Annotated in this window: 17 protein-coding genes; 13 read left to right on the top strand and 4 right to left on the bottom strand. The window is 73.2% G+C overall.

Annotated features, from left to right (window positions below):
• Positions 1-180: 180 nt before the first annotated feature.
• Together ACIQOW_RS19015 and ACIQOW_RS19020 are read right to left on the bottom strand one after the other, a co-directional pair.
• Complete coding sequence (locus tag ACIQOW_RS19015; protein ID WP_401086242.1) at positions 181-1,254, bottom strand: hypothetical protein; 1,074 nt, start codon at positions 1,252-1,254, stop codon at positions 181-183.
• 214 nt (positions 1,255-1,468) lie between these two features.
• A complete protein-coding gene (locus ACIQOW_RS19020) occupies positions 1,469-3,151 on the bottom strand; it encodes a DUF4157 domain-containing protein (protein ID WP_401086245.1) in 1,683 nt (560 codons plus the stop codon).
• A gap of 507 nt (positions 3,152-3,658) precedes the next feature.
• Here ACIQOW_RS19020 and ACIQOW_RS19025 point away from each other — a divergent pair.
• From ACIQOW_RS19025 to ACIQOW_RS19045, 5 genes are all read left to right on the top strand, one after another.
• Positions 3,659-4,183 carry an HD domain-containing protein gene (locus tag ACIQOW_RS19025; protein ID WP_401086248.1) on the top strand — a complete coding sequence of 175 codons (525 nt, stop codon included), beginning with the start codon at positions 3,659-3,661 and terminating at the stop codon, positions 4,181-4,183.
• A gap of 159 nt (positions 4,184-4,342) precedes the next feature.
• Positions 4,343-4,936: a hypothetical protein gene (locus ACIQOW_RS19030; protein WP_401086251.1), complete on the top strand. Its 594-nt coding sequence runs from the start codon at positions 4,343-4,345 to the stop codon at positions 4,934-4,936.
• A 956-nt stretch (positions 4,937-5,892) separates the two neighbouring features.
• Entirely contained in the window at positions 5,893-10,497 is a 4,605-nt protein-coding gene (locus tag ACIQOW_RS19035; protein ID WP_401086254.1) for a sacsin N-terminal ATP-binding-like domain-containing protein, read from the top strand.
• Between the two features lie 811 nt (positions 10,498-11,308).
• The gene (locus ACIQOW_RS19040; RefSeq protein WP_401086257.1) at positions 11,309-11,488 is read left to right on the top strand and encodes a hypothetical protein; all 180 of its coding nucleotides are present in this window, start codon (positions 11,309-11,311) and stop codon (positions 11,486-11,488) included.
• A 138-nt stretch (positions 11,489-11,626) separates the two neighbouring features.
• The gene (locus tag ACIQOW_RS19045; RefSeq protein WP_401086260.1) at positions 11,627-12,439 is read left to right on the top strand and encodes a phytanoyl-CoA dioxygenase family protein; all 813 of its coding nucleotides are present in this window, start codon (positions 11,627-11,629) and stop codon (positions 12,437-12,439) included.
• Between the two features lie 650 nt (positions 12,440-13,089).
• Here ACIQOW_RS19045 and ACIQOW_RS19050 read toward each other — a convergent pair.
• Positions 13,090-14,100: an Lrp/AsnC family transcriptional regulator gene (locus tag ACIQOW_RS19050; RefSeq protein ID WP_401086262.1), complete on the bottom strand. Its 1,011-nt coding sequence runs from the start codon at positions 14,098-14,100 to the stop codon at positions 13,090-13,092.
• 251 nt (positions 14,101-14,351) lie between these two features.
• On the opposite strand from ACIQOW_RS19050, the gene ACIQOW_RS19055 reads away from it, so the two are divergent.
• The 6 genes from ACIQOW_RS19055 to ACIQOW_RS19080 all read left to right on the top strand — a co-directional run bounded on the left by ACIQOW_RS19055 (position 14,352) and on the right by ACIQOW_RS19080 (position 22,568).
• The gene (locus ACIQOW_RS19055; RefSeq protein WP_401086265.1) at positions 14,352-15,602 is read left to right on the top strand and encodes an MFS transporter; all 1,251 of its coding nucleotides are present in this window, start codon (positions 14,352-14,354) and stop codon (positions 15,600-15,602) included.
• A complete protein-coding gene (locus tag ACIQOW_RS19060; RefSeq protein WP_401086268.1) occupies positions 15,599-16,939 on the top strand; it encodes an amidohydrolase in 1,341 nt (446 codons plus the stop codon). Before ACIQOW_RS19055 ends, ACIQOW_RS19060 begins: the two co-directional genes overlap by 4 nt.
• A gap of 86 nt (positions 16,940-17,025) precedes the next feature.
• Positions 17,026-18,507, top strand: a complete 1,482-nt coding sequence (locus ACIQOW_RS19065) for an amidase (RefSeq protein WP_401086271.1) — start codon at positions 17,026-17,028, stop codon at positions 18,505-18,507.
• Between the two features lie 526 nt (positions 18,508-19,033).
• Complete coding sequence (locus ACIQOW_RS19070; RefSeq protein ID WP_401086274.1) at positions 19,034-19,207, top strand: hypothetical protein; 174 nt, start codon at positions 19,034-19,036, stop codon at positions 19,205-19,207.
• Between the two features lie 153 nt (positions 19,208-19,360).
• On the top strand, positions 19,361-21,703 hold the full coding sequence (locus tag ACIQOW_RS19075) for a hypothetical protein (RefSeq protein WP_401086277.1): 2,343 nt from the start codon (positions 19,361-19,363) through the stop codon (positions 21,701-21,703).
• A 259-nt stretch (positions 21,704-21,962) separates the two neighbouring features.
• Positions 21,963-22,568, top strand: a complete 606-nt coding sequence (locus tag ACIQOW_RS19080; protein ID WP_401086280.1) for a hypothetical protein — start codon at positions 21,963-21,965, stop codon at positions 22,566-22,568.
• A 280-nt stretch (positions 22,569-22,848) separates the two neighbouring features.
• Here ACIQOW_RS19080 and ACIQOW_RS19085 read toward each other — a convergent pair whose 3' ends face one another.
• Complete coding sequence (locus ACIQOW_RS19085; protein ID WP_401086283.1) at positions 22,849-24,114, bottom strand: alpha/beta hydrolase family protein; 1,266 nt, start codon at positions 24,112-24,114, stop codon at positions 22,849-22,851.
• Positions 24,115-24,376: 262 nt separating this feature from the next.
• On the opposite strand from ACIQOW_RS19085, the gene ACIQOW_RS19090 reads away from it, so the two are divergent.
• Entirely contained in the window at positions 24,377-25,555 is a 1,179-nt protein-coding gene (locus tag ACIQOW_RS19090; RefSeq protein WP_401086286.1) for a sensor histidine kinase, read from the top strand.
• Positions 25,552-26,223, top strand: coding sequence for a response regulator (locus ACIQOW_RS19095; protein ID WP_401086289.1), 672 nt, complete (start codon positions 25,552-25,554; stop codon positions 26,221-26,223). Before ACIQOW_RS19090 ends, ACIQOW_RS19095 begins: the two co-directional genes overlap by 4 nt.
• The last annotated feature ends 199 nt before the right edge of the window (positions 26,224-26,422 follow it).

Consider the following 26,422-nt stretch of genomic DNA (forward strand, 5'->3'; position numbering starts at 1 on the left):
TGAGCCGTGGCACGGTGCGGAGCCCGGCCGCCCGAGCAGTGGGAGGCCGGGCCCGTCGGCTCTCGTCGGTGACGACCGGCGGCCGACCGCCGTGCTTGCCCTTGCGAGGGGCGGTGTCGCGCCCTTCCGGTGCGGACTCGCGGATGTTCTCCCGCTCGCCACCCTGCGGGACCTGGCGGCTCAGCCGGCGCGCGCGGTCCACTGAGGCGGCGTCCACAACCGGGCATCGGCGCTGCCGACCTGGATCAGCGTTCCGGTATGTCGGTCCTGACGCGCCGGGCGGAAGCCGTCGATCGCGAACACCTGCTGTCCGCTGGTGATGTCGACGCCCTGCAGACCGGCCTGGCCGGCGATCAGCAGATGCTCTCCGTCGGTGAAGAAGCCGAAATCGCCGAAATCGCCGACCGGCCAGGGGAACGTCGCGACCGCCCTGATCCATCGGACGCCCGGCGAGCGCGGCTCGATCGAGGCGGGGTCGAGGACGTGGACGGTACCGCTGCCGGCGTCGCCCCGGTCGTACACCGCGATCCGACTGTCGTCGATCCACACCGCCGGCCAGTTCCACTCCGAGACCTCGGGATACACCGCACGGCTGGGCCCGTCCTCGGACTCGTACGGGTTGTCGTGCAGCCAGGCGGTCAGGCTCCACACCGCCGGCATCCCCCACGGCTGCCACACCCAACCGGCGTCGTGGACACGAGTCCCGTCAGGACTCAGCGACAGCGCGCCGTGGAAGTAGTCGAGGTCGTGCTCCGCGTCCTCCTCGTCCCCACCCGGGCTGTCCCGCGCCGTCAGCACCTCGCCGGACGCGAGATCGGTGACGTCCAACCGGTTCCAGTCCGTGCGATGGACGACGACCGGCCGGCCACCGTGCTCGGCGAACGCCAACGCGAACGGGACGGTTTCACAGCAGTAGTCCCCGCCGTCCAACGTCAACGCCGGCGAACCGGTGGCGAGATCGACGACCGTGCCGTACCGACCGCGGTCCTGAACCACCGCCGCCCAACGGCCACATCGAGACACGTGAAGCCGCAGCCGAACGCCGCCACCGCACTCGGACGCCGGCCTCTCCTCCCGGTACCGGGCCACGTCCCGCACCTCGCCGGTCGTCGGCACCCACCGCGCCAGCCGTCCACCCTCGGACAGCACCAGCCACGCCGACCCCGCGTCACCGAGGGCCGCCGGCAGCGCCGCCACATCCACGACGGGCCGCAGCGCGTCGGGAACCGCCACGTCCACCGTGCTCATCGCCATGTGAATCCCCTCGGTGCGCCCGTGCCCCCCCCCCCCCCCGCGGCGGCGTGAACAGCCGGTGATACGGCACCGTATCGGCGAAGTCGGTAAGCGCCGCGATGCCGGTCACGGCGGTGAGGTCAGCACGGATCCGGTCCATGCCGGGCTCAGCCTCGCGCAGGTCCGCCTCGGGCTGCACGGCGGCCTGGCGACCTGGCGCTCTTCGGCCCCTGGTCTACTCGGCCCCCCGAGTCGGGCCCTGTCCCGCCAGGATGTCGGCGAAGACGATCACGACCGCGCTCTCGCCGTACTTCGCCGACTGCTCCTGCCGGAAGTCGCCGCTCCGCACGAGGATCCGGTTGATGCGGATCCTGGTGCCGATGGGGAAGGTCATCTCCTCCTCGGACTGGTTGTTCCCGCCGAGCGTCCTTCCCCGATGGTCCTCCGGGAGGCCGAACTCCCAGACGATCTCCTTGCCGGCCACGTACGTGTGGGTCAACGGATCGCCGTACGTGGTCGACAGGATCGCCGGCCACTCGATCGTCTCGTCGACCGGGACGTAGCCACCGTCCGGGTGGCGCTCCTGCTGCTTGAGGATGCCGCCGAACGACTCGTACATGTGCTTGCTGTCGCCCCGCACCACGTTGCCGTCCTCGTTCGCGCGGGGCGTCGTGAAGTCGTCCCACACGCCGTTGATCCGGGCGAAGATGTCGAAGGTGTCCGCCAGGTGCTTCTCGTCCCACGCCTCCGTGGTCTGCTCGTCCGCGTAGCCCCGCGCGATGGCGATGCCGCGCCACGCGTCGAGCACCTCGCTCTCCTTCGACTTGTAGGAGAAGCCCGGGGCGGCGATCTCGCCCGCGGTGAAGCCGGCCTGCCCGAGGGCCGCGAGGAGCGGGTTGATCCGGCGGTAGTCGGCGCTGAGGTAGTTCTCGCCGAGGTTGAGGTCGTCCTGCCTCTGCTTGGCCGCGAGGACCGCCGGGTCCAACTCCCGGGCACGAGCCTCTTCGTACTCCTTGCGGGACGCCTCCCGCTCCTCGACCGTCCCCCATGACTTGTCCTTGGTGGACGCCCGGGGCTTCTTGCCGTCCGCGCCCGCGGAGATCAGATAGGACCCGAAGCGGAAACTGAGGGTCGTCTGCCCCTCGACGTCCCCCTCGTCCGTGTGCTTGACGACCCGGGTCCCGTTCGGGAGGCCCGGTGCGAGGGTGCGCTGCACGGGCGCATCCGACGCACCGGCCGTCCCGGTCCCGGGGCCGGCCGAACGCTGCACGTCGCAGGAGGCCCGGGGGGCCGGACGGCTCATCACCCTGCGGGCGTTGGCCTCGGCCTCGCGCTCGAAGCGGTCTGAGGGGTCGGAGACCTTCAGCCCGTTGCCGTCGTCGGTACCGCTGACCGGCCCCTGGCGCTGCTGGATGACATGGGTGAGCTCGTGGGCGAGGGTGTGCGCACCGCCCCCGCCGTCGCCGATGACGACGTGGTTGCCGGAGGTGTAGGCCCGCGCGCCGACCTCGGCCGCGGAGGCCTTCGCGGCGCCGCCGGTGTGGATGCGTACGTCGGAGAAGTCGGCGCCGAGGCGGGACTCCATGTCGGTACGGGTGGCCTGGTCCAGAGGCCGGCCGGGGTCGTCCAGGACATCGTGGACGGACGAGCGCTGAAGGACCGGGGACACGGCACGCCGGACGGCGGGGCCCTCGAAGCCCTCATAGCCCTCGTGGCCGCAGCCGTTCCCATGCCGGTGCTTCTCCGCGTCCAGGCCGCCGTGGCCGGCCCGACGGAGCATCTGGACGACCGCCGCGTTGCCCACGGTGGCCTGGAGGGCGAGCAGTTCTGACCGTGGGTGCCCGGCCTCGGCGGGCGCGGGCCTCGCCGCACGGCCGGCCCTGGCCCCGGTGGCTTCCTCGTTCTCCCGCTCGCGCATCGGGCTCCGCCCCTTCCGGGATCGTCGGCAACGTCCCACTCAACCCGACGGCAACGGCGCGGCGGAAGGTACTTCAGGGCAGAGCTCAGGGGCCCCCGCGGCGGTTTCCCGTGGCACTTCCGTACAGGCGGCACGGCAGCAGGGTGTGAAGGAACCCGGCACGGTCGGCGGGAACCCAACCGGCTCGTGAAAAAGCTGTCATGACATCACGTCGGAACAGCACGCTCATGGCGGGCGACCACGAATGCCGCCCTTCACCCACCTCTGAGGAAAGCGGACCTGCCGTGCCCCGACGATCTTCCCGACCGGCGGCGCGGAGCCGGGCGAAGGCCGGTGCCCGGGCACCGGCTCAACGACTCCAATCTTCGCCGGCTCCCACCAGAGGTACGCTGATCAAATCCTCCTTCCTACCTCGGAGCCTCCATGCGTCTCTCGGATTACTCCCCGCCCGACACTGCCGCGGCCCGAGGCGCACGAGCGCTGTGCGAGGCCTTCCACAGCCCTGCGATGGTCAACCACGTCACGCGGTCCTGGCTCTGGGCCGAGGCGTTCGCGATCGTCGAGGGTCGCACGGGCATCGACCATGAGCTGCTGTACACAGCTGCTCTGCTACACGACATCGGGCTCGTCCCCTCCTACGACAACCACACGCTCGGCTACGAGGAGGCCGGCGGCTTCGTCGGCGAGGCGCTCACCGCCGGCGCCGGCTGGCCGGCTGACCGGCGCCGCCGCGTGAACGAGGTCATCGTCCGGCACAACTGGCCCGAGGTGGATCCTGCACTCGACGTCGAGGGCCACCTGCTGGAGACGGCGACCGGACTGGACATCTCCGGCCGCCGCGACGAGGACATCCCACTCGCTTTCCGCCGCGAGGTGCTCAGCACCTACCCCCGCCTCGACCTTGCCGAGGAGTTCGGTGCCTGCGTACGGGATCAGGCCGCGCGCAAGCCGCACAGCCAAGCCCGACGCCTCGTCGACGGCGGGCTCGACCGGAAGCTCGGCGAGAACCCGCTCGAACAGCTCCCCTCCTAGCGCATCGAACGTCCCCAACGTCGAGAGGCTCGGAACACGAGCCCTTGTGCGCTGGAACAGCCCATTGCAGGGCCTGCGGGTTCTCGGCCGCCGCCTGATCCGTCGGGACCACGAGTTCCACCTGCGGGCGGGCGAGGATCTCGCGGGTCCGATCACGCAATGGAGCCCGAGCTTGGCCGCCCCTTTCGCGTCAAGAACATTGCCGCGGGACCGGCGGCGTTCGAGAGGACCCGCCGTGCTGCGGACCTCGGCGCCCTGTCCGCGCAGTTCCGTGGCGAAGCGGCTGACCTTGCCACTGTCGAGTACGCCCGCGTGCAGGATGGTGCGCATCCTCAGACCACGGCGCAGGTACTTGAGGTCGCGGGTCCTGACGGCGTCCAGGGCGGCGGTGAGAATCGGTCCCGGGTAGGTGGTCAGCCGCTCCCGCCTGGCGAAGAAGGACAGTTCGTCGACCGCCTCTACGACCTGCGGGAGGCCTTCGACGAAACCGAGCTCGCCGGCCGGGTCGCGGTCCCCGACGGGCTGGTCCTCCAGCAGGCTGTCCACGAGGTGACGGAACGAGGCGACCTGACGGGCCTCGTCGTGGAGACGGCGGACGCGGCGCTGCATCAGGCGGTCGATCACATTCCTCGGATCGGTCCCGCGGAATGTGCGGGGTCCGACGGCGGTGACCGCGCCCGGACCATCGGCGATGAATCTGCCCGGGTGCGCATTCATCCCGGTCGATCGTTGTCAGAGGAGAAAGACCTGTGAATTACCGTCATCTGCCGCTGGCGTTCGCTGGCGCCGCAGCCGTTTCGCTGCCGCCGTGCCCGCGCACGCCGCGCCTGCGGCCGGCCCGGCCGCCCCAACGGCGGCATACGGGCCCTGGTCACCGTCAAGGGCCATGAAGCACCCCGCGACCACCGCTTCGACCTCACCCTGCCGCCCGGTGCACACCTGGACCCGCAGAACGACGGCAGCGTGAACGTGCTCAAGGACGGCCGCCCCCTGGGCTCCTTCTCCGCCCCCTGGGCCAAGGACGCGAACGGCAACCCGGTGCCCACCCACTACCGCATCGAAGGCACCACCCTCATCCAGCACATCGACACCCGCCCCGACACCGCCCACCCCGTCGTCGCCGACCGCAAGGCGAGACGAACTTCGCCATCCCCGAGGACCATCTGCTCGACCTCCACGCCGATCCCCGGGAAGAGAAGGTCAACCACACGCGCCGCATCCATCACGCCCAGTTCATGCCCACCACCCGTTCCTGGTCGGCACGAACCCCTCAATCAGCGACAGAGCCCGGAAGTGATCCAGAACCCCAAATCGTTGCCGACAGCGGAGCGGGCGGCGGCTCATGCCAACCGTCGCCGACAAGGGCCTGTCACAGAGTGCGCGCTGTGTGGTCGTCCGGTCCCGGTCAGGCTCCTGAGAGCGGAGACCCCGTCCCTTGCGCGGCAAGCCGTACGGGCCGTACTCCGGCCGGAAGCGCCCCTTGCATCCACCACTGACACCGAGCGTTTTCCCCTACCCGATTCAGCCGGGGGCGCATACCTGGTCGCGGGGCGGGTCGGGCCGGCTCCTGGCGACTTTTTGCTGGTCACCGTCGGGGCCGGCAGATCGACAACCGGCGGGTACATGGCCGGATCCGGTGGGTCGGGTCTCGCATCACCGGCCGCATGCAGATCCTTTTCCCAGGACCGTGCCCGGGAAGGGGATGACGTGTGACCAGGGGTGGGAATGACGATGAACTGGCCGAGGCCGTACGGGCCCTGCTGGCTGATGAGCCTGATCCGGGGGTCGAGGCGCGGACACCGGAGGAGGCCGCCCGGGCCGTCAGGCTGTTCGACGAGGGCATCGTCAAGGTGCCGAAGCTCTTTCGGCGGATGGCGGAGAGCGCCCAGCGAGGCGCCGAGACGCTCTCCTCGGACAGGTTGCAGGTCCTCTCCGAGATGGTCCAGAACGCCGACGACACCGGGGCCCGCGAGATCCGCTTCCACTGGCGGCCGACCGAGCTCCTGGTCGCGCACAACGGCAGCGGCCTGCGCCTGGCCGACATCCCGCGGCTGGGGCTGCCGTGGCTCAGTGGCAAGAGCCTGGACTCCGCGAGCACCGGTCGGTTCGGCATCGGCCTGGCGACGCTCCGGACGCTCTCGACCTCCTGGGAGGTGCACGGCCACCCGTACCACGTCCGGTTCGCCGACATCACCCTGGCACCGGCGGAGCCGCCGCGCCTGCCGGCGGACGTCTCCGGGCGGGAATGGACGGTCTTCCGCATCCCGCTCGACCCCGGGGTCCTCTCCGGGGAGGAACTCCTCGCCTGGTTCGAGAACTGGCAGGACAGCTCCCTGCTCTTCCTGCGCGACCTCGAACAGGTCACGGTGGCGACCGACGACACCGCTGGTCCGGGCTCGACGAGGGTCCTGCGGCTGAGTTGGCAGAACATCACCACTCTGAGCCTGCCGGTCGACGGGGCGGAGCACACCGTCCGGGTCCGGGAGGCCAGGACCACCGGGGCCGACCGCTGGCGCGTCTACGACACGCCGATCCCGTCCCGACCCGGGTGGCACCGGTTGCACAAGGAACTCGGCTCCACTGTTTCGGTGGCCGTGGCGCTGCCGATGGACGAAGCGGCGCCGGGGCACGTCCACGCGGGACTGCCGGTGGCCCCGCTCGCCGTCCCGGCCCGGGTGCACTCGCAGTTCGACCCGGTCGTCAGCCGTGAGGGTTTCGCCGCGAGCGCGTTGAACTCGGCCCTGGTCCCGGTCGTCGGCGACCTGTGGCAGGCCGCGGTACTCGACGTGCTCGCACGGGTGGAGCCGTCGGCCTGGCACCTGCTGCCCCTGACCGAGACGTCCGCTCACGGCAAGACCGGGCTCCCCGACCGCCTCGTCGGCACGTTCCTGGAGCGTGCCCGGACGGAGGTGGCCGCCGCGCTCACACTGCCGGTGCCGGACGGAACGGCCGTCCCGCTCGCCGGCCTCGCGGTCGAGGCGGAGCAGCTCACCGGAGTGATCTCGGAGCGGGACACCGCGCAGCTCGCGGAGCTGGAGCACTGCTTCCCCGGTGCCGCCCGCGACCGGGACGGCCGTTGGCGCGCGGTGCTCGCAGACTGGAGGAACGCCGGTGCGGTGGAACTCCCGGACGAGGTCGGGGTCGCGGACGCGGTCGGACTGCTCAAGCGGCCCGCTTACGACATCGACCGCACGGTCCGCCTCACCGCCGTCGCCCTCAGCGCCGGCATGGAGTCCACGATGCGCTTCCGTGTGTGCCTGGCCACGGCAGACGGGCAGAGACTCGCGCCGTACGAGCACCTGTTCGCCGACCGTCAGGGAACCGGACCGCTGGATCCGTTGGGTGTCCTCCGGGACCTGCATCCCGCCTACTGGGCCGATGAGGACGCCGCCCAGCGGGTCACCGGCTGGTTGAGCAGGAACGGCCACCTGGTCCGCCGTGACGACACCGCGGCCGTCCTCCGCCGGATCGCCCACCTGGGGAGCACCGGCGCCCGGCTGCCGGCCACCGACATCCCGGGAACCGACCAGCTGGTCCTGCTCCAACGGGCCCTGGCCGAGCTCCCGGCCCCGGACCGCGAGCGACTGGGCCCGGGAATCGGCCGGACCGTACGGCTCGACGCGTACGAGTACGGCGCGGACGGCGAGGAGAAGACCTGCCAGGCCGCACCGGACCGGCTCTACCTCCCCCGGGCGCTGGAGAGCGCGGGCAGCGACCGGTTCGCGACCGCCGCGCGCAAGACCCCCGGACTCCTCTGGGCCCACCGCTCCTACGCCAAGACGCTGCTGCCCGTCTCGCGGAGCGGTGGCCTGAGCCCCACGGCGTTCCTCCGCCTGCTGGGCGTGGCCGACACTCCCCGGCTCGCCCCGGCGGTGCGGGGGTTGATGAAGAGGTACGAGCGGTCCCACGACAAGCGGATAGGGCTACCCCGTGACATCTGGCCGTCTCCTGCCGGGCGCCACGATGCGATGGCACGGCTCCGGGCCACGCACACCCTGAACGACCAGGCCTCGCGAGACCTCGACCAAGTCGTCAGGCACATCACCATGGAGCGGAACGTCTCCGAGCGCAGGCGGCGCACGGCAGCGCTACTCCACTCCCTGAGCAAGCTGATCACCAGTCGTGAGGCGATGGTCGAGGCTGCCACGGGCTATCGCCGCTGGACGGTGAGGGGCTCCGTCCCCGCGCTGTGGGTGTGGAACCTGCGCGACAGCGCGTGGCTGGAGGACGAGAAGGGCGTCCTGCGCCAGCCCGGCCGGCTCCAGCAGCGCACACCTGACGCCGAGGCGCTCTACGGACAGGACGAACCGAACTACCTGCACGCGGAGCTTCAGCAGGCGCTCTCCAACCGGTCCGACGTGCTGGCGGCACTCGGCGTGGCGGGCGACCCCGACATCCCCCAGCTGCTCGGCCGCCTCCGGCGGCTGCGCAAGCGGCCACTGGGCACGGGCGCCCAGGCAGAGGACCTGAGGACCGAGGTCTACCTGGTCTACCGCGCGCTCGCCGGGCGCCTGACGGAGCGTACGGCCGATGCCCCTCGCGCGCAGGTCGAGAAGCGGGTGACGGCGGGGCTGCGGGGTGATGACGCCCTCGTCCTCACCGACCTCGGCTGGCGCAGTCCCGATGACTGCTTCCGGGGCACCGCCATCCTGCACGGCCTGCGCGCGTTCGTCCCGCCCGGGCCCGAGCTGCTGCCGCTCTGGCAGGCCCTGGGAATCGGGGAACCGGGGCCCGAGGACCTGGTCGAGGCCCTCAAGGAGCTCGCGGCCGACGGAGCCCCGACGGGAGGGGACCGGGAGCGGCTGATGCTGGAGGCGCTGCGGTCGTTGAACAGGCTGGTCGGCGGCACGGGTGCGAGCATCGCACCGGGCCTGAGGTCGAAGCTGCGCTGGCTGCCGCTGTGGACCAGCGCCGGGTGGATCAAACAGCAGAACTCGGTCTACGCCGTGGCCGCCCACCGGTCGGTTGAGGTGGCCCTGGCCGGCCGCGTCCCGCTCTGGCAGCCGGGCGGCGACGTGGAGCAGTTCGCCGGGCTGCTGGCCCCGCTTGGCGTGCAGGAGGTGGGCCTGGCCTCGGCCGAGGCCGTCGAACCCGACACGGCGGTCCCCGACTCCGGCCTCACCGAGAGCTTCCGACGGGCCGTCACCGCTCTGCAGGACCGCCTGGTCCGGGACGAGCCGGCGGCCGCCGAGTCGTTCACGGACTGGGCGTGGCTCGCGGGTCTGGAGGTGCGCGTCTTGCCGGGTCTGCGCGTCCGTTTGGACCTGGGCCCGGACCGCGAGCCGGTGGAGATCCCCGTCGGCGCCCACGTCGACCGGTCGGCGAAGGCTCTGTTCCTGTCCGCTCCGACGGAGCTGTGCACCCGACTGGGCACCGGGGCGGCTGTCGCCTGCCAGTTCGCAGGCTTCCGCGCCCAGGTCGCCCGCCACTGGCGGGACTTCTGGGAAGAGGAAGCCGTCACCACCGGTCATGCCGTACCCCTCACCTCGTCGGGCCAGCGGGACTTCGAGGAACGGCAGCGACGGGACGAACTGCTGCGCGACCGTTCCCTGCGGGCAGCAGCGGTGGCGCCCCCAGCCAAGCCCGTCCAGGGCGTGCGCCGCACCGCAGCGAAGTCCGCCGCACCGCTGCCCGCGCCCCGGCCCGCCCCCGGCGGTACGACGGCGGCAGTACCTGTGGCAGCAGTACCTGCGGCACTCCCGAAGCCGCGCAGCGCCGCCGTGCCCGAGCCGCCACGGCTGGTCGGCCTCGACCGGCTCGGCCGACCCACCGTCCGCCGGACCGGGCCGGCTGCCGGCACCACAGGCGGACCAGTCCCGGCCCAGCCGCAGCGTGCGTTCCGCACCCGGGCCGGAGGCCTGGCGATCCCTCGGCAGGGCGGAGCCGTGCCCCGCGGGCAGTCCACCCGGCACGGGTACCAGGACAGCAGCTCCAAGGAAGCCCTCGTCATCCGAACCCTCGCCGCCGTGCTCGGAGAGGACGCGGACAGCCTCGACCAGCGGGGGAAGCGGAACGTCGGAGCCGACGCGGTCGACAGCGCCGGCCGCTACTACGAGATCAAGGCGCACGGCGGCGCCAGGCCGAGCGACGTCACCCTCACCGTCGCCGAGTACATCCGTGCCCGGGAGCAGGGGGAGAACTACATCCTGCTCATCGCCGAACACCTCAACGAGGACAGCGGAGGGGAACCGGCCCTGACCCTGATCAGCGACCCGTTGGCCAAGCTCGACCTGGAACCCGTCTCAGACGTCCGCCTCAAGGGCCTGCGCGCGGCCTCGCTGGAGGCCGAACGGTGGGAGTGGCCGACGGCCTGACCCGGTTGGAAAGCGCACCCCTGCCCCGGCCACCCGGGAGCACGACCGAGGCCCTTCACCGGTCGAACCGGCAGAGGTGGTCCGGCAGAGGTGGTCCGGATTTTCCGCAGAAAATCCGGACCACCGGACGCCGAGGTGTTCTTCCGGGTGCCCGCCCCGACGATGCGGTTCGAGCACTGCCCTCGCCGAAGTCCGTGAGGGCGGACAACCGGTCCCCTACAACCATGCATGAAACAGCCCGTACGGTGCACCGAAGGCTCAGGCCCGGCTCGCCAGGGCGCAGCCGGGAGAGACGGCCCCCGGTCCGTCGGTCCCACACCTGCGGGACTCCGGATTCGAACTGAATGGATTGGCGCACTCTGAGCCCAATCGCCGCAGGTCAGGAAGTGGTCGGCCCCGCGCTCGCGGGGATGGCTCCCCAGCCGCGGTCTTCCGGCTCCACGGTGTCCGGTCGGCCCCGCGCGCTCGAGCCTGGCGGGGAGGTCCCCTCCGGGATGGTTCGGGAAGAGGGTGAAATAGGCAGAGTCCACGAGGAAGGCGACCGCCCTGACGCATATCCCGGCCGCACAGCCGATGACGGTCATCCGGGCCGACGGGTGCATGGTTGTGCCCAGTTCCCACCATTTGAGGTCGGTCTGCTTGCGCTGCGTGAGGTGCCGGGCGAGATGGCCGAACCCCGAGCCAACGGACCGCCCGTTCGGCCTTCCGGGGCCCGTGCCCCCCTGGCCCACCTGCGCGGCGCCCTGCGGTCGGGGTGCGGAGAATCCCGCGGATCACTCGGGTAGACCGCCGGCACGAGCGAGTCCAGCAGGTGCTGCTCGATCTTCTCGAGGGTCGGGAAGTCCTCCCGGCCCGCGAGATCGCCGGGTTTCCTGTCCTGGTCCGGGTCCTCGTGGACCTTGCCGCACAGCCACAGCAGGAGCGGAACCGACAGCGCCTGGGCCGCGAGTCCGTCCGGGTCCCGGACGCCGTCGAGGACGACGAAGGCTGATGGCCGACGCACCACGTCTTCCGGGCACGAGCTCAAGCGGGCGGCGTGGCCGGGGACCACACGCCCATCCTCGTACCCGACAAAGGCGGTGCGGAAAATATCGGGTGATCGGAGCCGGTGTCGCCGCAGGATGGGGGCATGGATGACACGACCTTGGTATCCCGTTTCCTCCGCGACGGATTCGTGAAGTTGGAGGGCGCCGTCGCACCGCGCGTGGCCGCTGACTGCGCAGGGCTGCTGTGGCGGGAGACGGGTTGCGACCCGGACGACCCGTCGACATGGACGGAGCCCGTGCACTGGGTGGCCGGCATGGCGCAGGGTCCGTTCGCCGCCGCACCCAATTCCCCGTCCCTGCAACACGCGTACGACCTGCTCGTCGGCGCGGGACGCTGGGAGCCGCGCTACTCGCTGGGCACGTTCCCGCTGCGCTTCCCGCACGAGGAGGAGCCCGACGACGCGGGTTGGCACATCGAGGGGAGCTATCTGCCGGAGGGCGAGAGCTGGTACTTCACCAATCTGCGCTCCCAGGGCCGGGCGTTGCTGATGCTGTTCCTGTTCAGCGAGGTCGGTGAGGAGGACGCCCCGACCCGGATCAGGGTCGGCTCACACCTCGACGTGCCAAAGGTGCTGGAGAAGCACGGGGAGAACGGGGCGAGCGGGCTGACCCTCGCGCCCGATCTGGTGACGGCGACCGACCATCGGCCACTCGCCCTCGCCACCGGGTCCCCGGGCGACGTCTTCCTGTGCCACCCGTTCCTGGTGCACGCGGCGCAACCGCACCATGGGGTGCGGCCGCGTTTCATGGCCCAGCCGCCGCTGATGCCGGCCACGCCGTACGAACTGGAGCGGGCCGACGGCGCGTACTCACCCGTGGAGATCGCGATCCGCCGGGGCCTGGGACGGGGTACTCCCGGTCCGGACGGGGACGGCACCGACCACAGCGCTGGGTAGACGTGCTTCACGACTGTCGTCGGCAAGGCGGCCGTAAGGAGGGATGAGGAAGGAGGCCAGGCATGCTGGAGCGGTTGAACCAGGCCATGGAGCACATCGATTGCCATCCCGGCCTCGTACGTCCGCTCCGCCTGTGCTGAGGTGACCCGGTACGGCAGAGGTAGAGGTCGGTGCCCCATCACGTGCGCTTCGCCCGTGCAGAGGTAGCCCGCCGTCCGGCCTTCGTGATGGGAGTGGTTTCGGTGGGCTTTCGTCTGTACGGGGGTGGCCCGCCGCGGTGCAGGGCAGTCACGGCACCCTGAAGGTGCGCTCCGCCCGTGCCGGAGGTGGCCCGGTTGTGGGCAAGGTCCGGGCCGATGGGGAGAAGTCCCGCGGCCTCCTGGCCGCGGGGTACCTCGCCCCGCACCTGCGCGAGCGTCCGTTGCCCGTGCCGCCGATCGACGATCCCGGCCCGGGTGCGCCGAGTTCACCGCCCGCCCGGCCGTTCCCGACCCGGCCGGGGTGGTCGAGCGGGTGAGGCGGTGGGCGTCCGGGCACTGATCACGGAGCCCCGGACCAACCGGGCGCCGTGGGCCCCTGGATCGTGATCGGTCCCGGCGGGCCCGACCTCGACGGCGGTGCGGGCCGTGCGCCCGAGAGCGGGCGGAGGGTCACAGGTGTGGCAGTGCGAAGGGAACGTGCCCCGTGGCGAGACCGGTGCTGCCGAGGAGGCGGCCCATGCGTTTGCGGGAGTGCAGGAGGACGGTGCGGTCGCTGATCCTCAACTGGGGGAAGCGTTCCGCGAGTTGTGCCTCGAAGGGGTCGATGGCGTGCAGGCCGCGGAGCCACGCCATCACGAGCAGGTTGTCGGAACCGCTGACGGAGACGGCGAGGCGCACCTCCTTGGCCCGGGCCAGCGCGTTGCCCGTGGCCGCGAGATGGGTGTGGGGGACCACGGCGCGGTAGAGCACCACGGTCGAGAGCCCCGCGAGGGGATGGGCCAGGTCGCAGCGGAAGGTGATGTCGCCGTCCCGGACCATCCGCTGGAGCCGGCGGCGGGCGGTGTGTTCGCTCATCCCGGCCGCCGCGCCGAGTTCGGTGTATCCGAGACGTCCGTCGACACCGAGCGCCGCGAGCAGGGCTTGGTCATCCGGCGGGCGCGGCGGGTGCATGCGGGCGCTGTACACGGTCGAGCCCGAACTCCGCGGAGCCGCGAGCTCGGTGTGCCCGGCGGGCTCCATGGCCCGCATCCGCCAGTCGCCGCCTTCGCTGTACAGCGTGATCCCGAGGCGGGTCCGGGTGGACCGGACCCCCTTCAACCCGCCGATCAGGCCGTGCACCGAGCGGCCGAGGGACGGCAGGTCGGCCGCCGCGACGGATGCCAGGAGGTCGAAGTCGCCGGCGGTCTCGTCGACGCTGAAGACCCAGGGCATGTCGGCCAGGGCCCGGCTGACGGATTCGAGCGCCCGTGGCCGGCAGCGCACCTCGACGTAGCCGACGGTGGCCGATTTCGCCGCGTCGTAGGCCGTGACCCAGGCCAGGCCGTTCGCACGCAGCCGCTCCCAGCGCCGGGCCGCCGTGGTCGCGTCCACGCCCAGCGCCCGGCCGACCTGGGACCACGGCGCCCGGGGCGCGGCCTGCAGGGCGTCGACGAGCGCGAGGTCCAGTTCGGAGAAGCGCACGTCCGCGGCGGCCGGGCGGGAGTCGGGCGGGCGGGAGTCGGGCGGGCGGGAATCGGCCGGGCGGGAATCGGGCGGGCGGGAGTCGGGCGGGCGGGAATCGGCCGGGCGGGAATCGGGCGGGCGGGAATCGGGCGGTGCGGCGCTTTCCCTGATGTTTTCCTGCAATTCCTCGGGTATTCCGGTCACAGGTCGGATGGTAGGGGCACTTCCGGCCGATGCCCAGTTTCGGCCACGGTGATGAGGAGTGCCGCGTGTCTGCTCCGTCCCCGCAGTCCGCCCGGAGAACGGTCCGGATCACGATCGTCCTGTTGTTCGCCGCCTGGCTGGTCGACTACGCCGACCGGCTCGTCATCAATCTGGTCCTGCCCTCCCTCGGCGCCGAGTTCGGGCTGAGCCGCGGGCAGCAGGGCCTGATCGTCTCCGCGTTCTTCCTCGCCTACGCGCTCGCCCAGATACCCGGCGGCATGCTCGCCGACCGGTACGGCGCGCGCCGGGTCACGCTCTGGGCCCTGCTGGCGTGGTCGGTGTTCACCGCGCTGACCGGCTTCGCCTGGTCGTTCGTCGTTCTGCTGGTGCTGCGGTTCGCGTTCGGTGCCGCCGAGGGCGTCTTCCCGCCCGCCGCGCTGAAGGTCCTCGTCGAGCGGACCAGGCCGGACGAGCGGATGGCCGCCAATGGCCTGATCATGAGTTCCAACGCGATCGCCGGTGTCCTCACCCCGCTTCTCGTCGCTCCCCTGATCGCGGTCTTCGGCTGGCGTTCGGCGTTCTTCTCCACGGCGGCGCTCGGCGTGTTCGTCCTGGTGGCGGTGCGGACGCGGCTGCCCGCCCCGCTGCCCCGGACGGAACCGGCGACGGCCACGGTCCGCGCCGGCATCGGCGATGTCCTGAGGCTGGGCGTGGTCTGGCGCTTCAGCGCCATGATGTTCGGCTACAGCGCGATCGTCTGGGGCTTCAACACCTGGGTCCCCTCCTACCTCGGCGACGAGTTCGGACTCTCCCTCACCGCGGCCGGAGCGCTCATGGCGGTCCCGGCCCTCGCCGCCGCCGGGGCGACGGTCATCGGCGGCCGGATCTCGGACCGGCTCGGGGGCCACCACCGCAAGGTGATCCTGCCCGCCATGACCGTGGCCGCGCTCGCGCTGCTCCTGGTCGCCTTCTCCTCCTCGCTCACCGGCTTCGTCGTCTTCGGCACCGTCGCGTCGGTCGCCGTCTCCCTCTGCTACATGCCCGTCTTCGCCGTCCCGCTGAGCGGGCTGGCACCGGAGCGGGTCGGCGTGGGCAGCGCGGTGATCGTCCTCGGCGGCCAGGTGGCGGGCATGGCCGCCCCTCCCCTCGTCGGCGCGCTCGCCGACGCCTTCTCCTTCCGGGTGGCCTTCGCCTCCCTGGTCCTCGGCGCCGGCATCGCCGCCGCCATGGCTCTCCTGACCCCACAGGACGCCGCCTCCTTCCGGACCGCCACCGGCGCGTCCGGCCTTCCCGAGCCCGCAAAGGAATCCGCATGACCGCCGCCTCCCTCCCCCGCCTGCTGACGGCCCTTCCCGACCGGCTCCCCGACCTGCTCGCCGTCTACGAGGACCTGCACGCCCACCCGGAACTGTCGTTCCAGGAGTTCCGCACCGCCGGGATCGTCGCCGACCGCCTGCGGCGGCAGGGCTGGGACGTCACCGAGGGCGTCGGCCGCACCGGGGTCGTCGGGGTCCTGGTCAACGGCGAGGGCCCCGTGGTCCTGCTCCGCGCCGACATGGACGGCCTCCCGGTCCGGGAGCGGACGGGGCTGCCGTACGCCTCCCGCGAGACCGCCGTCGACGCTGACGGCAACGAGGTGCCCGTGATGCACGCCTGCGGCCACGACATGCACGTCACCTGCCTCCTCGGCGCCACCGCCCAGCTGGCCGCCGCCCGTGAGGAGTGGCGCGGCACGGTCGTCGCCGTGTTCCAGCCCGCCGAAGAGGTCGGCGGTGCGCCGGCGATGATCGAGGACGGCTTCCTGGAGCGCTTCCCCCGCGCCGACGTCTGCCTCGGCCAGCACGTGGCACCGGCGCCCGCCGGGTTCGTCGGCACCCGGCCCGGCCCGCTGATGGCCGCCTCCGACAGCCTGCGGGTGCGCCTCTTCGGGCGCGGCGGACACGGCTCGACGCCCGAGTCGACCGTCGACCCGGTCGTCATGGCCGCCGCGGTCGTCATGCGGCTGCAGACGATCGTCTCCCGCGAGACGGGGGCGGCGCAGACCGCGGTGGTGACCGTCGGCTCGCTGCACGCGGGCACCAAGGAGAACATCATCCCCGACACCGCGGAGCTGCGGATCAACATCCGCTCCACGACTCCCGCGGTCCGGGACCGGGTCCTCGCGGCCGTCGAACGGATCGTCCGCGCCGAGGCCGCCGCCTCCGGTGCCCCGGAGGACCCGGAGATCACCGCGATCAACTCCTTCCCCCTCACCGTCAACGACGGCCCCGCCACGGACACCGTGGTGACGGCGATCGCCGAAGCCCTCGGCCGGGAGCGGGTCTTCACCCTGCCCCAGCCCCTCACCGGCAGCGAGGACTTCGGTGTCTTCGGCACGGCCCTCGGTGTTCCCTCGGTCTTCTGGCACTTCGGCGGCGCCGACCCCGCGCTCTTCCGGGACATCGACCCCGCATCGCTGGTGACGGACGGTCTGCCCGACACGGTCCCCGCCAACCACTCACCGCACTTCGCCCCCGTCCCCGACCCCACCATCCGGATCGGGGTGACGGCCCTGCTCGCGGCGGCCGCCCCGTGGCTGTGCCCCGAGGACGCCCGTGCCGACGGCGACCGTGCCGACGGCGACCGGAGCGGCTGGAACGACCGGAACGGCTGACGCACGGCTCCCCGGCCCCGTACCTCCCGCACGTCCTGCTCTCCCTCTCCCTCCCCCCTGCCCCGGCTTTCCGGAAAGGCCTCCGCATGAACGTGTACGACTCCGGATCCGACCTCGCCTACCTCAGCGCCACCGAAGCCCGACGCCTGTTCATGGCCCGCGAGCTGTCCCCGGTGGAGCTGATGCGCGCGGTGATCGACCGCGCCGAGCAGACCGAGCCGGTCGTCAACGCCTTCACCGAGCGGCTCTTCGACGAGGCGCTCGAACAGGCCAGGCACGCCGAGGACCGCTTCCTCGGCAAGGGCGGCCTGGCGCCGCGCCCGCTGGAGGGCATCCCGGTCGCGACGAAGGAGAAGCACGCCATCGCCGGGCGCTCCCTCACCGAGGGCTCGCTCGTCAACGTCGGCACCACGGCGACCGAGAACGCCCCGGTGGTCGACCGCATCCTGGAGGCCGGCGGCATCATCCACGCCCGCACCGCCACCCCCGAGTTCTCCATCGCCACCTTCACCCACAGCCGCCTGTGGGGCGTCACCCGCAACCCCTGGAACCCCGAATTCACCCCCGGCGGCTCGTCCGGCGGCGCGGGCGCCTCACTCGCGGCCGGCACCGCGCTCCTCGCCTCCGCCTCCGACATCGGCGGCTCCACCCGGATCCCCGCGGCCTTCACCGGCACCGTCGGGTTCAAGGCCCCCTACGGCCGGATCCCCGGCGTCGCCCCGCTCTCCGCAGACCACTACCGCGGCGACGGCCCGATGGCGCGGACCGTGGACGACTGCGTCGCGTTCGCCAACGTCCTGGCCGGCCCCGACCCGCGCGACCACGTGTCGCTGCGTCCGAAGCTCGTCCTGCCGACCGAGTTCGCCCCGGTCGCGGGGATGCGCGTGGCGCTGTGCCTGCGCCTCGGCGCGTACGACGTCCACCCGGAGATCGAGGCCGACACCCGCGCCGTCGCCCGCGCCCTCACCGACGCCGGCGCGGTCGTCGAGGAGATCGAACTGCCCTGGACCAAGGACGACCTCCTCCTCAGCCTCGCGGCGCACTTCTCCTCCATCTTCGGAGCCCTCGTGTCCGAGATCGAGGCCGAGCACCGCGACCGGATGTCGGCCTACACGGTGGCCTTCGCGGACACCATGGCGATCGCCCGCGAGCGCGTCAGCTACCTCGACGGCCTGCGCGTCGAGACCAGGATGCAGCGCGAACTCGGTGAGGCGATGGCGCCCTTCGACGCCCTGATCTGCCCCACCACAGCCGTCCCGGGCCTGCCCGCCGGAGACGACCTCCTGGACCGCCTGGTGGTGAACGGCGAGGACCACGGCGAGCCCCTGTGGGCGTGCATGACAGCCCCCTTCAACATCAACAACCGCTGCCCCGTCCTCAACGTCCCGAGCGGCCGATCCAGTTGGGGCGTGCCAACAGGCGTCCAGATCGTCGGCCACACCTACGACGACCCGACCGTCTTCAGGATCGGCAAGGCCCTGGAGCACCTCCGCCCCTGGGCCTACACCCCGGACCACCGTCCGGCCGCCGCGCGCGACCAGGCCTCAGCCGGGACCGGGCCCCGCTGACAGCGGCGACCGCCGCGGCGCTGGTGCCGCCCGGGGCCGCCCCGCACGGGTTCGTGCGGGGCGGCCCACCCTCTCCGGGCGCGCCCGACGCGGCCGCGCGGCGCTCTCCCGGAGGGGGAACCACCGCTTCGACCACCGCGGGTCCGCCCGCCTCCACCAGGCCCCCGACCGCCTCGGCCACCTGACCGGCGCGCAGAACCGCCCCGCCGAACCCCGCCGCGCCTGCGGACGATCTCCACCCCGCCGGTCGGGCCCTCCTCCAGCGCGGCATCGAACCGGGTCAGGGCCACTCGGAGCCTCACCCGCAGGGTGCCGGTGAACTCGCCCGGATCCAGCGGCTGACGGATCGCGCCGTGGTGCACGTCCCGGTTGTCCTCGAAGTCCTGCGGCAGGTCGCCCTCCGGGTCGCGCCATCGGCTCGCGCCGACCACCCGGATCTCCCGGCGCCGCAGCGCGTCCCGCAGCGAGACCAGGACGCATGCGATCCCAACTCCTGTAAGCCGAAAGCAACTTGCGGAAGTCGGCCGTGTCCGTCCCGCTGACCGACGACGAACGCGCCGCCGTCGACGACGGCCATGGCGCCGATCACCACGCGGATCAGCTCACCGACCTGTTCGAGGTCATGCTCGGCACCGGCACCCGCCGCGGCGAGACCCTCGCCCCGCACCGGTCCGACGTGCACCTCATGGAGCACAAGTGACCACAAGTGGCCGCGGCGAAAACTGTTGAGCAATGAACAAAGGAATGTGACATATTATTTGACCCGGTCGAATCCGGACGTACCGTCACGATTCCTCCCAGGGGGGTGCACCCTCACCCCTCCTGAACCCTCGAACAACTCCTGGAGTCCCCCATGAGAGACCGCATACCATCCGCCGCCGGCGGGGAACACCCGGCAGCCGAACGCCGGTCCCGGCGCCTGCCCGGCAGGGTGGTCCTCGGGGTCCTCGCCGCCTCGGCGCTCGCGTTCGCCCCGGCCACGGCACTCGTCGCCCCGTCAGCGTCGGCCGCCACGAGCGCGGACAAGACCCCGGCGGGCAAGGCCGCTCGGGGGACCGGCGCCCAGCGGCCGATCGGCCCGGCCCCGACGGTGGACCTGCTCGCGCACGGCAACCTCACCATGGCGTCCAACTCGGTGCTGACCTGCGACGACAGCGACGGCTCGGTCTGCAACGACACCGAGGGCACCAACAACGGCCGCACCAAGTACGTGAAGACCGACCCGAACGCTCCCGGCAACAACGCGTCCTCCGCGCAGCTGGTGATCCCGGCCGGGGCCCAGGTGCTGTCGGCCCGCCTGTACTGGCAGTTCAACCCGACCAACACCAGCACCGCGGGCGGCACCTCCGGGGACATCGACACCGGCAACACGGTGTCCTGGAAGGTCCCGGGCGGCTCCTCCTACGAGCAGCTCACCGCCGACACCTACGACTGGTTCGACCAGCAGGTCGGCGGCAACCCGCCGGAGCCGCTGCTGGCCGGGGCCGGCGTGAAGGACGTCACCGCCCAGGTGAAGGCCGCCGGCCCGGGCAACTACACCGTCGCGGACATCCAGGCGTGCGCCGGACGTTCCTCCGCGCAGAACTTCGGCGGCAACAACGTGGGCTGCTGGGGCGGCTGGTCGCTGGTGGTGGCCTACGAGAACCAGGCGGAGCCGCTGCGCTACCTCCAGGTCTGGGACGGCTTCCAGCTGCTGCGCCACCCCGACAACCTGGCGACGCTCACCCTCTCCGGCATCCACACGCCCGCCACGGCCCCGCGGGCCACCATGGGGGTCACCGTCGGCGACGGCGACGTGCCGATCCAGGGCGACCAGCTGCTGGTCGGTTCCTCGACCGACAACCTGACGCTGCTGCCGATGCCCGGCCCCGCCGGCGCCGTCACCGACAACGCCTTCACCAGCCGGATCGACACCGTCACGGCGAACGGGACGGGCACCAACATCACCACCCGCTCCCCCGCGCCGGTCAACAACTACGGCTACGACGCCCGGATGATCGACGTCACCGGCAAGATCCCCGCCGGCAGCACCCAGGCCGTGCTCCGGATCAACGGCGCGGGCGACGCACTGCACCCGCAGGCGGCCTGGCTCGCCGTCGACGCACTCGAACCGGATCTGCAGATCACCAAGGCCAACAACCCGGCCGGCTCCACCACGAACAACCCGCCCGGCACCGTCGACCCCGGCGCCGAGATCACCTACACCTTCACCGTCGCCAACCGGCACAAGGACGGCAGCACCGCCGACCTCGACACCGCCACCGGCGTCACCCTGACCGACGTGCTGCCCGCCGGCACCAGCTACGTCGACGGCTCCGGCCCCGGCTGCACCGCCGCCGGACGCGACGTCACCTGCACCGCCGCCGACCTCGCGCCGGGCGCCGAGACCACCCTCTCCTTCCGCGCCCGGGTCGACGCCGGGCTCGCGCCGGGCACCAAGCTCGACAACACCTCCTCGCTCGCCTACCGCGGCGCCCAGACCGGCCGCGACCAGCAGCGCACCAGCAACACCGTGCGCAACACCGTCTCCGAGCACGCCGGCTACCGGCTCGCCAAGACCTCCGACAAGGCCCAGGCCCTGCCCGGTGACACCGTGAAGTACCAGGTGGACATCACCAACACCGGGAACGCGCCGATCACCGGACTGAACGTCACCGACGACCTGAGCGCCGTCCTCGACGACGCCACGTACAACGGTGATGCCACCGCCACCTCCGGCAAGGTGTCCTACACCCAGCCGGTGCTCGGCTGGACCGGCGACCTGCCGGTCGGCGGCAGCGCCCGGGTGACGTACACGGTGAAGGTGAAGGACCCGGCCGCCGGGGACCACACGCTGCGCAACACGGTGGTGTCCGACCGGCCCGGCGGCAACTGCCCGGCCGGCTCGACCGCCGGCGAGTGCACCGCCACGGTGACGGTGACCACCTCCACGCCGTCCCCGACGTCCTCGCCCTCGCCCTCGCCCTCGTCCTCCTCCTCGGCGACGGCAACCGCGACGGCGACGCCGACCGACAGCCCCAGCTCCCACCCGGAGCCCACCGGCACGCAGCCGCCGGGCGCCGGCGCCGGCAGCAGCGGTGGCGGCCTCGCCGCGACGGGCAGCCAGGTCGCGCTGATCGGCGGCATCGGCGCCGCCGTCGTCCTCGGCGGCGCGGCCCTCGTCCTCGCCTCCCGCCGTCGGAGTCACCGGCACTGACGCCCCGCTCCTGAAATGAAGGCGGCCCCACCGCAGTTGTCGGTGGGGCCGCACGCGGGCTCGGACAGGAGGAACGGGCGGCGAGCACGCGGCACACGAGGCCGAGCAGCACGCGTCGGCCGGGCAACCACCCCGCGGCGCCGGACACGGAAAGCTGGTCTTTCCTCGTTCCGCTGACACATGGACGTCTCCTGCGGCATCGTCGGTCCCGCGCCCCGGCGGACGGGTGCTCAGGACGGCCGGATCCCGGAGGGACACCGTGGGCGAGCGGGAAACGTGGACGACGGACGAGTTCGGGGACTCACACGAAGGCGCCGTCGGCGTGCTCCTGCCCGACGGCACCGTTCCCGAACCCGCGTACCTGATCCTGACGGAGCACGGGGCCGGGCGGGTAACCACGCAGTGGACCGTGTACGACGGCAGCGCCGGCCTGCGCCCGCGGGCCCACGCCCTGCGCGCCGTGTGCTCCTGCGGCTGGACCGGCGCCGCGCGCGCCCTCGACTGGGACCGGTTCGGCGAACAGACCCTCGGCGAAGCGGCCGTGGACCTGGCGACGGAGTGCGAGGAGGAGTGGGACGGGCACGCCGCCGAGGTGGAGAGGTCCGCTGTGGCCCTGCCGGAGGAGATCAACGAACTGCTGCGCCGCCTGGCCGACGGGATCGAGACGTTGGGGAAGGACTCCCCGCTGGCGGCACTGAGGGCCGCCAGGATGCTGGAGGTGACGGCGGAGCGTACTGCCTACTGGCCCGCCCACGATGCCCGGCGAGACCTGAGCCTGGAGGAGACCTCCGCCGCGCTCGGCCTGAACGAGGACGGCGCCCGTCGGCTGCTGGGCCGCTTCGGACGCTGGAGCCCGTACAGCTGAGACCCTGACCGGCGGCAAGGGACGGGCGGCGCACCAGCCGCCCCGACGACTGCGGGCACTGACGCTTCCGACGGCATCCGGTCGATGTCCACCGGGTCGTGACACCCCGGCGGTACCGCCGAGTCAGGGTCCGATCAGGTGGCGGGGCACACCAGCGCACAGGGGGTCCGTCCGTCCTTCGATCGTGCCGGCTCCGTGTTCCGGCCCGCTCCGCGCGCGCCACGCTGCCGGCCGGACGGCCGGCCCGCCCGGCGCCACGAGGGGTGCCGGGCGGGCCGGTTCAGCGCAGCACCTCCAGCTCCGGCCAGTCGTCGCCGGGCCGGTCGAGGAAGCCGGTGGGCCGCCCCGTCAGGTACCGCGCGAAGAAGGCGGCGACGGCGGTGCGCTGGGCGGCCAGGGAGCGCCGGGGGTCGACGGTGCCGATGAGTCCGGCCGCGTCGGGGACCGGGAGGCGGCGGACGAGCTGGGGCAGGAGGACCTGGAGGTCGGTGTACGAGCCGTGGGCGGCGTTCCGCAGCCGCAGGGCGTGCCGGGGGCCGGTGGACGCGGCCCAGAAGGAAGCCCAACTCGGTTCGGTGCGCAGGGTCTTCGTACCGGAGGCCATCAGCAGGAAGGGCTTGGCGAGGCCGCTGTCGGCGACGGGTCCGAGGAGGGCGCCGTCGAGGTCGGCCGCCGCGCGGACGCGGGTCTCGTCGTGGGCGAGCTCGGCGGCGACGGAGCCGCCGAGGGACTGCCCCAGCACGCCGGTCCTGGCCGGGTCGGCGGCTTCGGCGAGCCCGTCCGGGAGTGGGCCGGTGCCGCTGTCGGGGCGGTCCCCGCGGGCGAGCCGGTCGAGTGCGCCGAGGACGAAGCGGGCGTCGGCGAGGCGGGCCCGTGAGTGCCCGGCGAGGAGGGCGGCGATGACCTCCGGGGTGAGGTCGTCGGGAAGCGGGAGGGCGCGTTCGACCCGGCCGCCGGGGAACTCGACCTGTTCGGCCTCGTACGTGGAGTCGAGGGCGACGACGAGGTGGCCGCGGCTCGCCAGTTCCTCGGCCAGGGTGGTGCCGAGGGCGCGCGAGCCGCCGTCGCCGGAGGAGAACAGCACCACGGGCAGCCGGCCGGCGCGGCGGGCGACGGGCGCGCCGGTGCGGGCGTGGGTCCTGATCCCCCGCCAGTCGGCGGCACCGGCGGGGACACCGAGGGCCGGTGCGGAGTGCGCGTCCCAGTCGGCCGCCGCGGCCGGGGACAGCCAGGGGGCCGTCGGATGCCCGGCGCCGGGTTCCGCCGGGTACCAGAGGCCGGCCATGAGCTCCCGGTAGGGCTTGGCGGGCAGGAGGGGGTCGGGGCGGCTGTCGTCGACCAGGTGCAGCGCGACGGTGCCCACGGGCCAGGGCCCGGTGGGCGCGGGCAGGCGCAGTGGGACGGGGGCGCCGGGGGCGTGCGCGGGGCCGTGTCCCCCGGCCGGGGTGGCGGGGCGGCTTTCCGCGGCGAAGGCGGGGGCGGCGGCCACGGTGGCGAGCGCGGCGGCGCCGAGCGTGCCGAGCAGGGCGCGGCGGGTCGGGGGCATGGGCGGGCTCCTCGGGCAGTGCGGATACGGGGTCGCCACCAGGATTCCGCCGCCGGGGGTGCGGGGCGCCCTGCCGGGGGACGATCCCGCAGGTGGGCGCGGGTCGCCCCGGGGCGCGTCCGCTCCTCCGCGCGGAGGAGCCCCCGGTGTTCCGGGGTCTCCCCCGGTCTCCGCCGCTGGGCGGACGCCTCAGCGGGCGCGGGGGCCCTACCGTGGGGCTCCGGCGAGGACGCCGGACGACGCGGACGCGAGGACGGACACGATGGCCGAGACCGGCGCGGTACGGACGGGCCCGCCGGGCGCCCTCGCCTGGCTGCCGGGGCGGGTGCCGCCCCTGGTGGCGGACGCCGCGCTCGCGGCGGCCCTGTTCCTGGTGACGCTCGGGCCGGGGCGGGTGGCGGACGGTACGGGCTTCGCGTTGCAGACCGCTCTGGTGCTGCCGTTGGTGTGGCGGCGGCGGGCGCCCCGGGCCGCGTTCGTGGTGATCGCCGCCGCGGCGCTCGCGCAGTGGCTGCTGGGTGTTCAGCTGCCGGCCGACGCGGCGTTGCTGGTCGCCCTCGGGACGGTGACCGCGCGGGCGCCGTACCGGTCGGCGTGGGCGGCGGCTCTGGTGGCGGTGGCCGGGACGGTGCCGGCGGCGGCGCGCTGGGCGCCCGAGGGCCGGTTCCTCGCCTCGGCCGCCGCGATGACGGCGGCGGTTGCCGCGAGCGCGCTGCTCGGGGCCAACGCCCGGATCCGGCGGGCCGCGCGGGCGGAGCGGCTGGTGCGGCTGGAACGGGACCGCGACGAGCGGGAGCGTCGGGCGGTGGAGGAGGAACGCGCCCGGATCGCGCGGGAGTTGCACGACAGCGTGACGCACGGCCTGTCGGTGGTGGTGGCGCTGGCGGACGCGCTCGGGCACGCGCGGCCGGCCGACGCCTCCGCTGTGACGGCCCGGATCGCGGAGACCGGGCGGCAGGCGCTGACCGACATGCGGCGGGCGCTGGGCCTGCTCCAGGACGCCGGTCCCGACGCGGGGCCCGGGGACGACCGGCGCTCGCCACCGGGGATCGGGCAGCTCGGGGCGCTGTGCGAACGGACGGAGGCGGCAGGCCTCGTGACCCGGCTGCGGGTGGACGGCGAGGCCGCCGGGGTGCCGGCCGCGGCGCAGCTGACGGTGCACCGGCTCGTCCAGGAGTCGCTGGCCAACGCGCTGCGCCACGCGCCGGAGGGGGCGCGCGCCGAGGTGCGGGTGTCCTGCGCGCCGGGGGCGGTCACGGTCGAGGTGACCGACGACGGGCGGGCCGCAGGGACCGGGCGACCGGGATCCGCCGGGTCCGGGCGGGGTCTCGCGGGGATGCGGGAGCGCGCCGCGGCCTTCGGCGGGGTGTTGGAGGCGGGCCCGCGGCCGGGCGGCGGCTGGCGGGTCTTCGTACGGCTGGATCCCGGGGGCGCGCCGTGAGCGTCCGGGTGCTGCTGGTGGACGACGAGGAGCTGCTGCGGCTGGCGTTCGGCATGATCCTGCGCGCCGAGCCGGACATGGAGCCGGTCGGGGAGGCGGCCGACGGGGCGGCGGCGGTGGAGCTGGCGCGGCGGCTGCGGCCGGACGTGGTGCTGATGGACGTGCGGATGCCCGGCACCGACGGCATCGAGGCGACCCGGCGGCTGCTGCGCGAGGTGCCCGGGACGCGGGTGCTGGTGCTCACCACCTTCGACCTGGACGCGTACGCCTTCGACGCGCTGCGGGCCGGGGCATCCGGCTTCCTGCTGAAGAACAGCCGGCCGGAGGAGCTGCTGGGGGCGATCCGCGACGTGGCCCGGGGGGGCGCCGTGGTCTCCCCCCGGGTGACCCGGCGGCTGCTGGACCGCTTCGCGCACCGGCTCCCCGCCGCCGGGGGCGACGGTGGCGGGGGCGACGCGGAGCGGCTGCGCGCGCTGACCGCGCGCGAGCGGGAGGTCCTGCTGGGCACCGCCCGCGGCCTGACCAACACGGAACTCGCCGCCGCCCTCGGTCTCGCGGAGCCCACGGTGAAGAAGCATCTCGGCCGGGTCATGGCCAAGCTGGATCTGCGGGACCGGGTACAGGCGGTGATCTTCGCGTACGAGTGCGGGCTGGTCGGACCGGGGTAGGCGCGGGCGGCCGCCGGGCGGGGGCCGGCGGCTCGGGCGAGGTCGACGGCGGTCCAGGAGATGGCGACGGCGTCGTTCTCGTCGAAGCGGCTGGAGAGCGGGCAGTCGAAGGGGCCGCCCGCGAACCCGATGGCTCGTGCCGGGAATCCCCTCCGACCTGGAAGGCGGTTCGACGCGGTGTCCGGGATCGCCGGGCAGG

The sequence above is a fragment of the Kitasatospora sp. NPDC091335 genome, from assembly GCF_044757205.1.
GTDB lineage: Bacteria > Actinomycetota > Actinomycetes > Streptomycetales > Streptomycetaceae > Kitasatospora.